At 49.5% G+C, this 15,373-nt stretch carries 12 protein-coding genes; all 12 read right to left on the reverse strand.

Translation table 11 applies throughout. The features are described 5' to 3' along the window. Positions 1–7: 7 nt before the first annotated feature. The 12 genes from C7U56_RS05980 to C7U56_RS06035 all read right to left on the reverse strand — a co-directional run bounded on the left by C7U56_RS05980 (position 8) and on the right by C7U56_RS06035 (position 15,195). Entirely contained in the window at positions 8–706 is a 699-nt protein-coding gene (locus tag C7U56_RS05980; RefSeq protein ID WP_107000582.1) for an L-ribulose-5-phosphate 4-epimerase, read from the reverse strand. A gap of 3 nt (positions 707–709) precedes the next feature. After that, positions 710–2,317: a xylulokinase gene (locus C7U56_RS05985; RefSeq protein WP_107000583.1), complete on the reverse strand. Its 1,608-nt coding sequence runs from the start codon at positions 2,315–2,317 to the stop codon at positions 710–712. A gap of 161 nt (positions 2,318–2,478) precedes the next feature. Continuing rightward, positions 2,479–3,918, reverse strand: coding sequence for an L-arabinose isomerase (araA, locus tag C7U56_RS05990; protein ID WP_107000584.1), 1,440 nt, complete (start codon positions 3,916–3,918; stop codon positions 2,479–2,481). Positions 3,919–3,941: 23 nt separating this feature from the next. Continuing rightward, positions 3,942–5,054: a GntR family transcriptional regulator gene (locus C7U56_RS05995; protein WP_107000585.1), complete on the reverse strand. Its 1,113-nt coding sequence runs from the start codon at positions 5,052–5,054 to the stop codon at positions 3,942–3,944. Between the two features lie 32 nt (positions 5,055–5,086). After that, positions 5,087–6,058 (reverse strand): ABC transporter permease, encoded by a 972-nt coding sequence (locus C7U56_RS06000; RefSeq protein WP_107000586.1) that lies wholly within the window; start codon positions 6,056–6,058, stop codon positions 5,087–5,089. 10 nt (positions 6,059–6,068) lie between these two features. Next, a complete protein-coding gene (locus C7U56_RS06005) occupies positions 6,069–7,568 on the reverse strand; it encodes a sugar ABC transporter ATP-binding protein (RefSeq protein WP_107000587.1) in 1,500 nt (499 codons plus the stop codon). Between the two features lie 18 nt (positions 7,569–7,586). Beyond that, positions 7,587–8,558, reverse strand: coding sequence for an ABC transporter permease (locus C7U56_RS06010; protein WP_107000588.1), 972 nt, complete (start codon positions 8,556–8,558; stop codon positions 7,587–7,589). A gap of 137 nt (positions 8,559–8,695) precedes the next feature. Then, on the reverse strand, positions 8,696–9,898 hold the full coding sequence (locus C7U56_RS06015; RefSeq protein WP_107000589.1) for a sugar ABC transporter substrate-binding protein: 1,203 nt from the start codon (positions 9,896–9,898) through the stop codon (positions 8,696–8,698). 456 nt (positions 9,899–10,354) lie between these two features. Continuing rightward, positions 10,355–11,368 (reverse strand): ABC transporter permease subunit, encoded by a 1,014-nt coding sequence (locus tag C7U56_RS06020; protein WP_107000590.1) that lies wholly within the window; start codon positions 11,366–11,368, stop codon positions 10,355–10,357. A gap of 3 nt (positions 11,369–11,371) precedes the next feature. Then, positions 11,372–12,430, reverse strand: coding sequence for an ABC transporter permease (locus C7U56_RS06025; RefSeq protein WP_107000591.1), 1,059 nt, complete (start codon positions 12,428–12,430; stop codon positions 11,372–11,374). A 2-nt stretch (positions 12,431–12,432) separates the two neighbouring features. Further along, positions 12,433–13,947, reverse strand: coding sequence for a sugar ABC transporter ATP-binding protein (locus tag C7U56_RS06030; protein WP_107000592.1), 1,515 nt, complete (start codon positions 13,945–13,947; stop codon positions 12,433–12,435). Positions 13,948–14,136: 189 nt separating this feature from the next. Continuing rightward, the gene (locus C7U56_RS06035; protein ID WP_107000593.1) at positions 14,137–15,195 is read right to left on the reverse strand and encodes an ABC transporter substrate-binding protein; all 1,059 of its coding nucleotides are present in this window, start codon (positions 15,193–15,195) and stop codon (positions 14,137–14,139) included. Positions 15,196–15,373 lie beyond the last annotated feature (178 nt).

Raw genomic sequence — 15,373 nt, forward strand, 5'->3', positions numbered from 1 at the left:
CCAGTAACTACAAATTCCCTTGTCCGTAATACGCCCCCGGGCCATGCTTGCGCAGATAATGTTTATCCTGCAGGCACTGCGGCGCTTCCTTCACATCCGGATTGATCATCTCGCAGCGCGCCGCCATCTTGGCAACCTCCTCGAGTACAACCGCGTTGTGAACCGCCTCATGGGCATCCTTGCCCCAAGTAAACGGTCCATGGTTCTTGCAGAGCACACATGGCACCGCCATCGGGTCGAGCTTCCTCTCCTCAAACAAATCTGCGATCAGCACGCCTGTGTTCCACTCATAATTCTTTAATTCTTCCTCATTTAAGTTTCTCGCGCATGGAACGGAACCGTAGATATAATCTGCATGGGTCGTTCCGTAGCACGGAATGTCGCGTCCCGCCTGCGCCCAGGAAGTCGCCCACGGGCTGTGCGTGTGAACCACGCCGCCGATCTTCGGAAAACGGTTATAAAGAATCAGGTGGGTTTTTGTATCAGAGGACGGATTCAGCGTTCCCTCAACGCGGTTTCCTTCCAGATCCATGACAACCATATCATCTGGCGTCAGTTTGTCATAGTCCACGCCAGACGGTTTGATGACAAACAGCCCCTTCTCGCGGTCAATCCCGGAAACATTGCCCCAGGTAAAAGTAACCAGACCGTATTTCGGAAGCAGCATATTGGCTTCGTATACTTCTTTTTTTAATTCTTCCAGCATCGATTAAAACCTTCCTTCTACGGCGCCTCTCTCGGCAGCCAGACCATTGATATAGCTTGTCATAAACGCATTGAAGCCCTCGACATCCTTTGCATCCGGCTCCATCGTCTCCGCCTTTGCATCTGCAAATACCTGCTCATTTAAGTAATCGGACAAGCTCTGTCCCGGCTTCTTATCCTTGCGGTACGCCGCCAGAACCGCGATACCCCAGGCACCGCCCTCACCGGCTGTCTCCATAACGGATACCGGCACGTCAGCCGCTGCCGCCATGATACGCTGTCCAACACCCTTAGTCTTGAAGAATCCGCCATGACCCATCAGTTTATCCAGTGTCACGTGCTCTTCCTTGAACAGAATGTCCAGACCATATTTCAGGGTTGCCAGGGAACTGTATAAGTGGGTACGCATGAAGTTTGCCAGTCCCAGCTTGCTGTCGGGATGGCGCATAAACAGCGGGCGTCCCTCCTCGAAGTCGGTGATCGGCTCGCCGGAGAGGTAGCAGTAGGACATCAGTCCTCCGCAATCTTCATCGCCCTCAAGCGCCTTGCGGTACAGGGTTCCAAACAGGGTGTTGCGGTCTGTTTTCTGACCCATCAGCTCATAGAACTCTTCAAACAGACCTACCCAGGCATTCAGATCGGAGGTACAGTTGTTGCAGTGAACCATGCCGACCAGATGACCGTCCGGCGTAGTTACCATGTCAATCTCCTGGTGAACCGTCTCCAGAGTCTTTTCCAGAACAACCATTGCAAATACGGAAGTTCCGGCAGATACGTTACCGGTGCGGACTGCCACACTATTGGTTGCAGTCATACCGGTTCCTGCATCGCCCTCCGGCGGGCACAGCGGAATGCCAGCTTCCAGATTGCCGCTCTCATCCAGCAGCTTCGCGCCTTCCTCCGTCAGCGTTCCCGCCTCATCGCCAGCGCTCAGAACCTCCGGCAGAAGGTCGCGCAGCTTCCACGGATATCCCTTCGGAACCATCATTTCTTCGAACTTATCCAGCATTTCAGCATCATACTGTCCGGTTGCCGGGTCGATCGGGAACATACCTGAAGCATCGCCGACGCCAAGTACCTGCTTACCGGTCAGTTTCCAATGTACATATCCGGCTAAGGTGGTCAGAAAATGCACGCGGGATACATGCTCCTCGCCGTTGATCACCGCCTGATACAGGTGTGCAATACTCCATCTCTGCGGGATATTGTAGTTAAACAGGTCCGTCAGGCGTCTTGCCGCCTCGGCGGTCATCGTATTTCTCCAGGTACGGAACGGAACGAGCAGTTTTCCGTCCGCATCAAATGCCATATAGCCGTGCATCATGGCGCTGACGCCCATCGCACCAACCTTTTTAAGCGTTAAACCGTATTGGTTCTTCACATCGGCAGCCAGATCCGCATAGCAGTCCTTTAAGCCCTTCCAGATATCTTCCAGGGAATAGGTCCATATACCATTTTCCAGACGGTTTTCCCACTCATAGCTCCCCTGCGCGATCGGCGCGGTCGTGCCGTCCGTCAAGACTGCCTTGATTCGGGTCGAACCAAATTCAATTCCGAGCGCTGTATTTCCGCTCTCTATGTCTTTCTTGATCTCTTCCGCACTGCGGCCCATATCCATCCTCCTCATTGTAGCAAAAAGCGCACCGCCGCCGGAATTTTCATCCCCTTGGCTGCGGCACGCCCCGTCATTCATAACTATTCTATTTTCACAGTTGTGGCAAAAACTTATGCAGTTACGTCTTTTTCAAAAATTTTTATCTTTCAAACGCCCTATTATTTCATAAAGAATTTCTGTAAATCAGCCTCTGTCGTATCTTCGCCGATTGTAATTAACTCGGTACCGGTCAGACGCGCGAACATAGCGATGTCATCTCTCGTCAGAGCGGTAGATACAACGGAGTGATGAGCGCCGCCTGCGTAGCACCATGCAGCCGTACCGATCTGGAAGTTCGGTTTATGACGGTACATAATTCTCGCTACCGGAAGTTTTGGCATCGGTTTCGGCTGTTTTACAAGCTCGATATCTGCACAGATGATGCGGAAATGATCGCCCATATCTACCATCGTTACCTGGATACCATCGCCGGTCACGCCGTCGAAAATCAGTCTTGCCGGATCTTCCTTGCCGCCGATACCCAGCGGAATTACATCGATCTCCGGTTTGGTTGCTGCAAATGCCGGCGGAACCTCCAGCATATGGGAAGCTAACTCTAACTCCTGTCCCGGAGTCAGATCGTAGGTATAATCCTCAATAAATCCGGTTGCTCCCTCTTTGCCCTCGGACATCTTCATCAGGACTGCAGACAGAGCGGAAATCTTGTAATCGCCCTCCGGACCAAAGCCGATGCCTTTGCCCATCAGGTTCTGTGCTGCGATACCCGGAAGCTGCTTTAAGCCGTGCAGATCCTGGAAGGTGTCTGCAAATGCACCGATTCCGTTCGTGGAGAGGAATTTCTCCAGACCCACTTCGTATTTAGCCTGCTCGCGGACAGAATCAATGCGGTCGGTCTTCATTGTATACTTATCGGTATACTCTTTCATCTTCGCGTCGATCTCTTCCTCGGTTATCTGGTTGATGATGTCAACCAGATCGCCCAGTGCATAGTAGTTGCACTCCCAGCCGTATTTGATCTGGCTCTCTACGCGGTCGCCGTCGGTAACCGCCACCTCGCGCATGTTGTTGCCGAAGGAAGCTACCTTTAAGGACTTAGAGTAGGAGATGGCCTTTGCAACGGATGCAAACTGGCGGATCTTTGCTACCACATCATCATGTTTGTAATATCCAGCTACAACCTCATGCGGAATACCCATTCTGGCAACGATGAAGCCGTACTCACGGTCGCCATGTGCGGACTGATTCAGGTTCATGAAATCCATGTCGATCTCATCATACGGAAGCTTCTCATTTGCCTGTGTATGTAAATGAAGCAGCGGTTTTCTTAATTCCTGCAGACCCTTGATCCACATTTTTGCAGGGGAGAAGGTGTGCATCCATGTGATAACGCCGACACAGTCATCATCATTGGAAGCTTTCCGCATATCCTGAATACAGATTTCAGAAGTCTCTACGGTTGGAAGAAGTTCGATCTCTGCCAGATCGCCCACTTTTTCGTTTAAGAATGCAACCATCTGACGGCTGTCTTCTGCAACCTGTTTCAGGCATTCCTCTCCGTATAAGTCCTGGGAACCCACAATAAAGTATAACTTTTTCATTTTAATCTGCCTCCTTGTCATTTTCAATGTATATCCCGAACCGAATTTCCGTTGTTAAACATCACCGGAAACCGGTACGAATACTTCTTTTCCTGCCAATCCGAATCCTCTATCATCCGCAGAAGATTGCGCGCTGTCAGCCGCCCAAGATTGTACTTGGGATGAATCACGGACAAGATCGTGAGATCCCCCTCCTGCACCGGTCCGGCATCATCAAACGATACCAGGGAAATATCTTCCGGCACGCGCAGTCCGCGGTCCTTTAAAAAATCCATATAGCTGCCCGCTACCTCGTCGTTGTAGAGGATCATCGCGGTACAGTCCTTCGTCCGGCGGTACATCCGCTGGAGTCCTTTTTTGCTTAATTTTTCTTCCATATCCCGGGTCGAATACCAGCGGATCCAGTCCTCCTGGAAATCGATCCCGAAATCCGACAGGCACTCGATAAAGCCGCGGTAACGCTCGATCCCCTGCCAGTCATCGTATTTGAAAATACCGCCGATCCGGGTATGTCCGTTCTGTATCAAAATCCGCGTCAACTCATAGCCCGCGCGCGCATCCGACATCTCCACGCTGTCAAACGTCTCATTCTGGTAATGATTGTGAATAAACAGCGTCGGAATATTTCTCCGCCGTATCTCCTTGTAAAGCCGCAGATTCGGATTCGGGAAACTGGAACGCGTCCCCTCGATGATGAGTCCGGACACATTGCGCCCCAGCATCCCCTTGAGATACAGGGCCTCATCATTTAAGCGGTTACGCGTGACCGAAACGCTGATCTCATAACCTTCCTCCCGCAGGACGGACTCGATTCCCTCGTACACCTGCGGAAACAGGTAATCTGAAAAATAACTGAGAATCAGTCCGATGCGGGGACGTTCTTCCTTATCCTTCTCCGGCGCATAGGAAACGTAGGTGCCGCTTCCCTTGACCCGGGCAATCAGCCCGTCCTGCTCCAGGCGGTCGAGCGCGTTGCGGACCGTCTGGCGGGAGTATCCAAATTTATTCTGGAGCATATGCTCGGATGGAAACTTGTCCATATTCCGGAGCACCCCGCTCATAATCAGCGTCCGACCCCAGTTGTAGAGCTTCTGATATTTAAGTCCACCCTGATTCCGGCTGCTGTTCTCCCTCATACTGTAACCTCCAGATGTCGCTTTTGTCTGTCCTATTTGATAACCTGCAGAGACTGACGGTCTGCGAATACAGCTACGAATATCAGGAATACAACACCCTGGATGAGCTGCATCATCTGTGTGGTAAAGCCCATCATCGTCAGACCACTGTTCAGGACGATGTACAGAAGAGAACCAACGATGATATTCTCAAAACGTACCTTCGCACCACCGGAAATCGGCATACCGCCCAGTACCAGTGCAATCAGGATCTGGGTCTCAAGCTGGTTACCACCGGAAGAAGTAACCGAACCAACCTTGATAACATTGATAAATGCGGCAAATCCTGTGATCGCACCTGCCAGTGTGTAGATAAGGAACTTCATGCGGTCGGTACGGATGCCGGAGAACATCGCTGCTTTCTCACCTGCTCCGATCGCCTTTAAATAAGTACCAAACTTGGTAAAGCGGAATAAAATAAATCCGATAATCAGGACCACCAACGTACAAGCCAGCTTTAATTCAGTGCTGTCGAAGTTGATTAACATCGCAGAGCCGGCTACCGGCGCGTTGGTCGTCAGATATTTGATAAATCCACGGAATAAGAACATCGTACAAATCGTAACGATGAAGGATTTAATCTTGCGGTATACATAGAAGTAACCGTTGATGGCACCGATCGCTGCACCAACCGCGATACCTGCCACAATCGCCAGTGGAATGCTGGTCTTGGAAACCATGCAGACAACAATCGATGCAATACCAAGGATGGAACCCTGGGAGAAATCCAGACCGCCCATCGTCATGATAAAGAATACGCCGGTTGCCGAAATCATAGTGACATACACCTGGGAAAGTACCAGAGGAAGGTTATTCATCATCCGGAAATTCGTCAGGGCATTGAACATAAGAAAGATAATAATCAGTCCCGCAATCGGCAGAAGCGAACGGATCATCGTCATTTTTGATAACTTTTTGAGCTGCTGCTCTTTATTTTCCGTACTTGTCTTAACTTGATTCTCCATTGCATCCTCCTTATACCATCATCGTGATCAGGCTGTTCTCATCCATCGCCTCATCACGTTCCAGCTCACCGCTGATCTTGCCGTCCTTCATGATAATGATGCGGTCGCACATACCAATCAGCTCCATCAGCTCCTCGGAAATCATGATAATCGATTTTCCGTTCTTTCTCATCTGGTTCATTAACTGGTAAATGTCCTGTTTAACCTTGATATCAATACCACGGGTCGGACTGTCGAGAACGACAATATCGGAATCTTTTCCAATCCATCTTGCCAGAACGACCTTCTGCTTATTACCACCAGAAAGCTCCGAAACGAACTGGTTTACGTTTACCATCTTAACGGACATCTGTTTTGCAAACTGGTTGGAAAATTCTCTTAATTTCTTATCGCTCAACAGGTGAAGCTTGTTTGCCAGCGAATCCAGGGACGGCAGGCAGATGTTGTCGCCGATGCTCTGGTTTAAAACAACCGACTCATTATCACGATCCTTCGACGTATACGCGATGCTGTGCTTGATCGCGCTCGGGATATCGTTGATCTGCGTTCCGTCTGCCAGCTGTACCGTACCGGTTCTGTCATAGGAAGCGCCGAAGATTGCTTTGCCGATCTCATGCATACCAGACTCGGACAGACCGCCAAAGCCAAGGATCTCGCCCTTGTGAAGATCAAAGCTGACATCCTCGATGAGTCCCGGAACCGTCACGTTCTTAACAGAAAGAACAACTTCATCTGATACTTTCTCGCCGTAATCTGCACGGTAATAATCACCCGTTACCTCACGGCCTACCATCAGACGTTTCAGATCGTCCTCGGTCACATCCTTGCTCTTGACGGTATCAATGTAAACGCCGTCACGCAGGATCGTGATGGTATCTGACTTCTCCAGAATCTCCGGAAGGTCATGGGAGATAAAGATAACCGTGTTGCCGCTCTCACGGATGCGGTTCATGTGTTTGTAAAGTTCTTCACGACCTTCCTGGGAAAGTGCCGTGGTCGTCTCATCAATGACAACAATCTTCGGATTGAAGTAGGTCGCCTTTACGATCTCGACCAGCTTCCGATCCTCGAAATTGTAGTTGTCGATGATGTCTGCCGCCTTGATGCGCTCGAAGCCGTACTGTTTCAGAAGCTCCGTCGCCTTTTTATTCATGGCATTTGTATTTTTAATTCCCATATGTACGAACTGATCTTCGTGTCCCAGGAATATATTTTCCGCTACTGTAAGTCCCGACAGGGTTCCTAACTCCTGTACGATGATAGAAACACCCTCGTTGTTGGCCTCTACCTGATTCTTCGGATGAATCTCTTTCCCATCCAGAATGAAGGTACCGCTTCCGATACTGTAGATGCCGGTCAGCATGTTGGTCAGCGTCGATTTACCGGAACCATTCTCTCCGATCAGCGCGTGAACCTCGCCTTTATTGACATTAAAAGACACATTCTGAACTGCCTTCGTGATACCGAAGGACTTGCAAAGATTTTTTACCTGTAATCTTACCTCGCTCATTGCATTTCCTCCCTCGATTTACTTGACAATCTCGCCTTTTTCTGCTTTTGTGGTCAGCGTGATGATAATTAACAGTGCCAGACCCGTGATAACGTCCTGAATTGCTGTCGGTGCGCCCATCGCGATGAAACCAAAGAAAATAATGTTGATAACGAACTCTCCGATGACAATCGCCTGCAGCGGCATACCATATTTCTTAAATGCCAGACCGAAGAAGCATCCCATCGTCGGAACGAAGTTACGGCTCATCGACGCCATACCGGTTACCGCTACCATAGAGGAACCATAGCTGATCGTCAAGATAGCCATAACACCTAAAAATGCGCCGCTCAAAATAAATGCAAGCACTTTGTACTTATTGACATTGATACCCATGTTTTTCGCTACGAACTCGTTGCTGCCGATCGCATATGTATAAGTACCAATCTTTGTATAATTTAAGAAAATGTAAGCTGCCACACATGCCAGAAGTGCCAGAATAATGTTCCACGGCATCTGTCCGAATGCACGGAGGTTGGACGGAAGCGTCTGCTCCACGCCGCCTGCGATGTAGTTGGCAACCGACTCATAGATAAGAGCCAGACCCGTCGTTACAATCATGGACGGGATACGGAGTTTTACATAAAAAACACCGTTTAAAAGTCCGACAATCGTACCAGTCAGCACGCTGCCGATGATAAGACCGGCATATCCCATGCCGAAACGAGAGGCAAATACACAGCCTACAATCGCTGAAAGCATGATGTTCGCGCCGATGGAGAAATCGAACATACCCATAACCATAACAAAGTAAAAACCAACAGCGCCAACCGTCGCGATCAGGCTGGCCTGAAAATAACTCAGCATATTGGCCGGAGAACCAAAATTGCCCGGCGTCAGAGCTTTAAAAATCGCCCAGGAAAGCACTACCAAACCCACCAGGATGATATAACCCTTGGCAGTTCCCGAAAGTTTTTTCTTTCCGGTTGTTTCAACAACAGAAGAACCCATATTTTATACCTCATTCATAACTGCTCAGTTTCTTTTTTCTTTTAAAGAAAAGACCGGCATCGCGCCGTGCGATACCGGCCTTTTCTATTACATTCAGCCTCTTAAAATTCTATAATTCGAATCAGTTTCTGAACTAATTAGTTGCCTGCTCTCTGTGCAGCATCCTCGATGGAGATACCAGCTGCAGTTGCTTTCAGGTCATCCAGGCTAAGCTCGGACATAGCTACCAGTTCCTCATCGGTGTATGGAAGCTGATCTACGAAGTACTGCTCATATGCTTTGTAGTCGTCCGGAGAAGATACATACAGATACGGGAACGGAACATCCTCGAAGTTGCCCTCGATACCTGTGTAGTTGCCCTTGATTGCGTTGTAAACCATCATGAAAGCGATAAGCGGATCGCAGTAATGTCCACCGGACTCACCGGCCATAGAACCATTTTCAAGTCTCTCGCCCAGATCCGGAAGGAAGTCTGTGGAAACGATGTCGATATCCTGAGTCTTGCCTGCACGCTCAACTGCTGCGATAGCGCCCTGAAGCGGGTCACCGCCGCCGCCTGCCGGAATCAGTGCATCCAGAGTCGGATCTGCGGACATCAGAGCCTCTGCTGCCTTGGAACCACCCTCAGAAGAAGTACCTGCGTACTGCGGCTCAGACAGTTTTGCCTGATCATCCGGATGCTCTGCGTTCCATTTCTCAACGCCAGCTTTGTAGCCTTCCCATCTGCCAAGCCAGGTAGCGTCGCCCTGCTCCCAGCCGATCAGACCGATGTTTCTGTCGCCCTTGTCCAGAAGAATCTGAACTAATTTTTCACCGTTCTCCGGCTCGTTCTCATGAACAGCGCCGATGTAGTACGGTGATGCGGTTGCTAAATCATAGATATCCTTGCTGTTCTCCTGGCTGATAACACGGAAGAACTGTGCCAGATATACTTTATTGTCATTACATGTCTTAATAGCGGATGTCATCTCTGTATCAGAAGAGTTGCAGATGATGATACCCTGGCATCCTGCTGCTGCTAACTGCTCTACGGATGCGGTAACCTTCTCCGACACATGACCCTGGTCAACGTACTGAACCTGAACGCCCAGAGCCTTTGCTGCCTCGTCGATGATCAGCTTACACTGGGAACCAAGAACATCGGTGGAGGACCAGATGGAAACACCGATCTTAATGTCTTTGTTGTCGATCGTCGAAGCTGCTGCCTCGCTTCCTTCTGCTGCAGAAGCATCTGCTGCCTGTGTCGCATTTGCTGCTCCAGAGCCGCCGCATGCGGTCATGCTCACTGCCATCGCTGCTGCTGTCATGGATGCAGCGGCACGTTTGAACATTTTTTTCATTCTAACTACCTCCCATAAAATTTTCTTTGCAAGCGGCACCCCAGCCGCACTGCTTTGTTGCTTTTCACAACTTTTAGTAACTTTATTATAACAATCCAGGACAAATTGTGCAAGTAAATACAAGAGCATTTTTTCATAAAGTTGTATTTTATTTTGTATATTGTTATAAATTTAACGCCTGATTTTGACATCATTTTAGCAGGAATACAAATGATGCATAAATTAAAGCGGCTGTTTTCGCTAAATATTTATGCATCATGTATAGGTTTGCTGATTTCCTCTCGAATTATGTCGAATCAAGAGAATACAGCTTTATATTGTTTCTAATATGTACTGTACTTTTTTCAGATGTCTTCTCTCTCTTTGCATGGATATTTCCCGTCATTTTGACTGTTCTATCTTGATGCTGTCATACCAGACATTCATGCCGGTTTGTCTGTCTCCGGAAGAGAATTTCTACTTTTTCTTCTTTACCATCGCAAGGATCGACTGAAGCACGATGAAGAAGCATAAAAGCGCCGCGATCGTGATACGGGTCCACCAGGAAGAAAGTGTTCCCTGGAAAGTGATAAATGCCTCGATCGTCGCCTTGATAAGGACGCCAAACAGGGTTCCGAATACATTACCGACGCCGCCGGTCAAGAGCGTGCCGCCGATAACAGAGGAAGCGATCGCATCCATCTCGAAGCCCTTTGCCTGCTCAACGAAGCCACCCAGCGTATTCAGACAGAAAAGGACACTGCCGACGCCGCAAAGGAAACCGTCCAGGATATAGGCTTTCAGTTTTACCCGGCGCACATTCAAGCCCATCATCAGCGCTGACTGCTCGTTGCCGCCGATCGCATAAATGCTGCGTCCAAATTTCGTATATTTCAGCATGATAAATGCCAGAACCAGAAGAACCAGCGCAATCACAACCGTCGGATAGATATATGGATAAATCATCATGCCTTTTTTGTTGAGATAGCCGCCGAACGGAATATAAAGTTTCATCTTCGCCCATGCCATGAAAGTTTCATTCGTAATACTGATCATGTCCTTGGAAATGATCGCAGTCATGCCGCGGGCAAAGAACATACCCGCCAGGGTAACAATGAATGGCTGGATATCCATGTAGGCAACCAGAAATCCCTGTACCAGACCAAAGACAATCCCGGTCACCAGCACGATGAGAACCGCCGGAACCGCACCGATACCGCCTTTTTCCATCATCCATGCCAACATCATACAGCCCATCGCCACGAAGGAACCGACGCTGATATCGATACCGCCGGTGATCATGACGATCGTCATGCCGATACCGATGACAATCAGACCCGCATTGGAAATAAAGAGGTTTAAGAAGTTCTGTGTCTTGGCAAAGCCCTGTGCGTTAAAGAGCACGCAGCCGATCGCGTACATCACGAAGAACAGCAGGATCGTGACAAGAAGCAGGAACGTGTTCTGATTTAATCTCTTCTTTTCTTTCATGATTTATGCCGCCTCCTTTCCTGCCGCGCCCAGTTCTTTTTTCTGTGCCAGGGATTTTCTCCATCTAGCAAATCCCGGTGACTGGAGTGCTACGATGATGACAACCACGATCGCCTTGTAAACCGGAACCTGATCCGAGGATACGTGCATCGCATACAGAGTGGTCGTCAGCGCCTGAATCGTATACGCGCCGATGATGGAACCTGCCAGCGAGAATTTACCGCCGCCAAGGGAGTTTCCGCCGATGGCAACTGCCAGGATCGCATCCAGTTCCATATTAAGACCGATGTTATTCGCATCCGCCGAGTAGATACGGCTGGAAGCAATCAGACCGGAAAGACCGGAACAGAGTCCACAATACGCGTAGGTGAGGAAAATAATCATGACCGACTTGATGCCGACAAGCTGGGACGCCCGTTTATTGATACCGACCGACTGGATGTACATACCCAGTGCCGTTTTCTTCAAGAGTAATGAAGTCAGCGCCACAACGACGACCGCCACGATAAACGGGGTAGGAACCGGGAATCCCGGAAGGGAAGCGCCCAGGGTACGGTAGCTGTCCACGCGCACGTATGTGATCTGTCCATCCGTGATCAGCTGGGCGATACCGCGCCCGGCGGTAAACATGATAAGAGTCGCTACCATCGGCTGGATGTTTAACTTTGCAACCAGAAAACCGTTGAAGCAGCCAATCGCCGCGCCGACGATGAGCGCTGCCATGAAGCCGAGAATCAGCGGATTGGCATATGCAGTTGCTGCGCGCTCGCCGCCGGTTAAGAGGTTGCAGCAGACTGCCGCACTGACCGCCATGATCGCGCCGACGGAAATATCTGTTCCAGCGGAGGACGATACGACAAGCGTCATGCCGACTGCCAGAATCACCAGCTCTGACGCACGGTTGATGATATCGATTAAGTATCCGTAGAGAACGCCGTTCCGCACCTCGATCGCGAAGAAGTTCGGCGTCGTGACGATATTTACCAGCAATACCAGCGCAAGGCAGAAAATCGGGAGAAACAGCCTCTGCGAGGTAATTTTTTTGAACGTCATATTTTTCATAGCTACTGTCCTCCTGCAATGGTTGACATAATGTTGGACTGGTTCATCTCATCCTCGGAAAGTTCTCCTACCTTTGCACCATCGCGCATAACGACCATGCGGTCGCAGGTACGGAGCATCTCCTCGATCTCGGAAGAAATAAACACGACTGCCATGCCCTGTTCTGCCAGTTTTACGACCAATTTCTGAATCTCTGTCTTGGTTCCGACGTCGATACCACGGGTCGGCTCGTCCAGAATCAGGAAATCCGGGTTTGTCAGAAGCCAGCGTCCGATGATTACCTTCTGCTGGTTGCCGCCGGAGAGTGATTTGATCGGTGTCTCACGGCTGGCGGTCTTAATCTGAAGCATATCAATGTATTTATCGGTAAATTCTTCCTGCTGCTTGCGGCTGAGCAGGTGGAACATACCGCGTTTTGCCTGAAGCGCCATGATCAGGTTCTCACGCACGGACAGATCCGCGATGATACCCTCGTTTTTCCGATCCTCCGGCAGATATGCCATGCCGGCATTCATCGAAGTCAGCGGGTGGCGCGCCGCGATCGGTCTGCCCTTGACGCTCAGCTCGCCCTCATCCGGTTTTTCCGCTCCATAGAGGACACGAACCGTCTCAGAACGTCCCGAACCCAGAAGCCCGGTAAATCCGACAACTTCACCCTTGTGAATCACCAGATCAAACGGTTTTATGTATCCTTTCTTTCCGAGTCCCACCGCCTTGATGACGATGTCCTCTTCGCCGTGTTTCTCCTCACTCTTGGAATTCTTGATCGCTGCCAGATCATCGAAATCCTTTCCCATCATCTTGGCAACCAGCTGGACTCTCGGAAGCTCCGCCGTCGTAAATTGTCCTACCAGCTGCCCATTCCGAAGAACGGTGATCTTATCGCAGACTGCATACACCTGCTCCAGGAAATGGGTAACGAATATGATGCCGACGCCTTCGGATTTCAGGCGGCGCATCAGATTAAAGAGCTTTTCTACCTCCCCATCATCAAGGGAGGAGGTCGGTTCATCAAGAATCAATACCTTTGCCGACATATCGACTGCACGGGCGATCGCTACCATCTGCTGAATTGCAATCGAATAATTGTCGATCGTCTGTGTTACATCTGCATGTATGTCAAGGTCCTGCAGCAGTTTGCTGGCCTTTTTATTCATTGTTTTCCAGTCAATCAATCCGCCTTTTCGCGGTTCGCGTCCGATAAACAGATTCTCTGCAACCGTCAGGTTCGGACAGAGATTGACTTCCTGATACACGGTGCTGATGCCCCGGTTCTGTGCTTCCTGCGGGCTGCGGTTGATGATCGCATGATCGCAGCCGTCTATCATGATTTCCCCTGTTTCAAACTCCTCTACACCCGTCAGGACTTTGATCAGCGTGGATTTTCCTGCGCCATTTTCCCCCATCAGGGCATGAATTTCGCCTTTTTTTAAGGTAAAATCCACATTCTGCAGAGCTTTTACACCCGGGAATGTCTTATAAATATGCCTCATCTCAAGAACGGAATCCTTTTCCATAAAAGCTTTGCCTCCTTATTTTTTGAAAAAGAAAGCGCAGGGACGGAAACCTAAGCCTCCAGCCCCGCGCCTCCTGATTGCCAAGTGCCTGCCGTCCGCCGAAACCTCCGGTCTGACACTCATTCACTTACGGTCAAAAGCGATTGCCTGTCCGATTATTTACATTTAAAAATACCATTCAAAATCGAATTAGTAAGCTCTTGTCTTTAAGATTTCTTCCAGATCCATGCTTGTATCGAAGTATGCTTCGTCTACGTACTGAATCTTCTCAACCTCTTCGCCTTTTTCCAGCTTCTGGATGATTTCAGCTACACGCGGACCATGAAGCGGGTTGCACTCGAAGGTTGCGTTTAAGTCACCAGCGATCATGGACTCGAAAGCTGCCTTTACAGAGTCAAAACTTACAACGATGATGTCGCCCTCCGGACCACAGGTCTTGCCAGCTGCCTTGATAGCATCGATGGCGCCAAATGCCTCGTTATCATTCTCACAAATAACAACGTCGATGTCATCATAGCTCTTTAAGAAGGACTCCATAACTTCCTGTCCTTTTGCCTGTGTGAACTCACCAGACTGTCTGTCAAGCATCTTCCAGTTGGAGTGCTCTTTCAGCTTGTTGTCCATACCTTCTGTACGGCCAACCTGTGCGGATGCACCGATGGTACCCTGAATGGTAACCATGTTGATCTCTTCGTCACCGCGTCCCTGATCCTCTAAGTATTTAGCCAGCCAGTCGCCGCAGGTCTCGCCTTCTTTTACGAAGTTTCCGCCTACCCATGCCTCATACAGGCTGTCATCAGAAAGCTGCATCTGACGGTCAGAAAGGATAACCGGGATACCAGCCTCTTTTGCTTCTTCCAGAACGGTCTCCCAGCCAGTCTCAACAACCGGAGCAACTACGATGTAGTCAACACCCTGCTGGATGAAAGAACGGATTGCCTTAATCTGATTTTCCTGTTTCTGCTGTGCATCGTCGAAAATCAGTTTGTAACCATTTTCCTCAGTAAATGTAGATTTGAAAGATTCGGTGTTGGCTGTTCTCCAGTCAGACTCAGCACCAACCTGTGCATAACCTACGGTAATCAGATCGCCGTCTGCTGCCGCTTCTTTCTCTTCGCCCTCTTCTGCTGCCTCTGTATCAGCCGGAGCTGCTGCCTCCGTCTCTTTCTCAGCCGGATTGCTTGTACAAGCGGTCATGGATAACGCCATTGCTGCTGCTAAAGCTGCGGACACTAATCTTTTTCTCATACTGTTTCCTCCTTATAAGACCCAATATATTTGTTTTTGCGTATTTATTATAACAAAACACCCCGCATCATGGATACGGGGCATCTTTGGAAAAAGGTATATTATTTTTTTGCGATGTTTGTCGTTTTCTGTGTTTTTCCGGGTATGTCTTTAAAAAATTACAATTTTTTTCGAAAAA

Origin of the sequence: Clostridium fessum (assembly GCF_003024715.1) — a bacterium.
GTDB classification, from domain to species: Bacteria; Bacillota; Clostridia; order Lachnospirales; family Lachnospiraceae; genus Otoolea; species Otoolea fessa.

Excerpts from the sequence above, each read along its gene's own strand:
- C7U56_RS05980 (WP_107000582.1), bottom strand. The coding sequence starts at position 706 with ATGCTGGAAGAATTAAAAAAAGAAGTATACGAAGCCAATATGCTGCTT.
- C7U56_RS05985 (WP_107000583.1), bottom strand. The coding sequence starts at position 2,317 with ATGGGCCGCAGTGCGGAAGAGATCAAGAAAGACATAGAGAGCGGAAAT.
- araA (WP_107000584.1), bottom strand. The coding sequence starts at position 3,918 with ATGAAAAAGTTATACTTTATTGTGGGTTCCCAGGACTTATACGGAGAG.
- C7U56_RS05995 (WP_107000585.1), bottom strand. The coding sequence starts at position 5,054 with ATGAGGGAGAACAGCAGCCGGAATCAGGGTGGACTTAAATATCAGAAG.
- C7U56_RS06000 (WP_107000586.1), bottom strand. The coding sequence starts at position 6,058 with ATGGAGAATCAAGTTAAGACAAGTACGGAAAATAAAGAGCAGCAGCTC.
- C7U56_RS06005 (WP_107000587.1), bottom strand. The coding sequence starts at position 7,568 with ATGAGCGAGGTAAGATTACAGGTAAAAAATCTTTGCAAGTCCTTCGGT.
- C7U56_RS06010 (WP_107000588.1), bottom strand. The coding sequence starts at position 8,558 with ATGGGTTCTTCTGTTGTTGAAACAACCGGAAAGAAAAAACTTTCGGGA.
- C7U56_RS06015 (WP_107000589.1), bottom strand. The coding sequence starts at position 9,898 with ATGAAAAAAATGTTCAAACGTGCCGCTGCATCCATGACAGCAGCAGCG.
- C7U56_RS06020 (WP_107000590.1), bottom strand. The coding sequence starts at position 11,368 with ATGAAAGAAAAGAAGAGATTAAATCAGAACACGTTCCTGCTTCTTGTC.
- C7U56_RS06025 (WP_107000591.1), bottom strand. The coding sequence starts at position 12,430 with ATGAAAAATATGACGTTCAAAAAAATTACCTCGCAGAGGCTGTTTCTC.
- C7U56_RS06030 (WP_107000592.1), bottom strand. The coding sequence starts at position 13,947 with ATGGAAAAGGATTCCGTTCTTGAGATGAGGCATATTTATAAGACATTC.
- C7U56_RS06035 (WP_107000593.1), bottom strand. The coding sequence starts at position 15,195 with ATGAGAAAAAGATTAGTGTCCGCAGCTTTAGCAGCAGCAATGGCGTTA.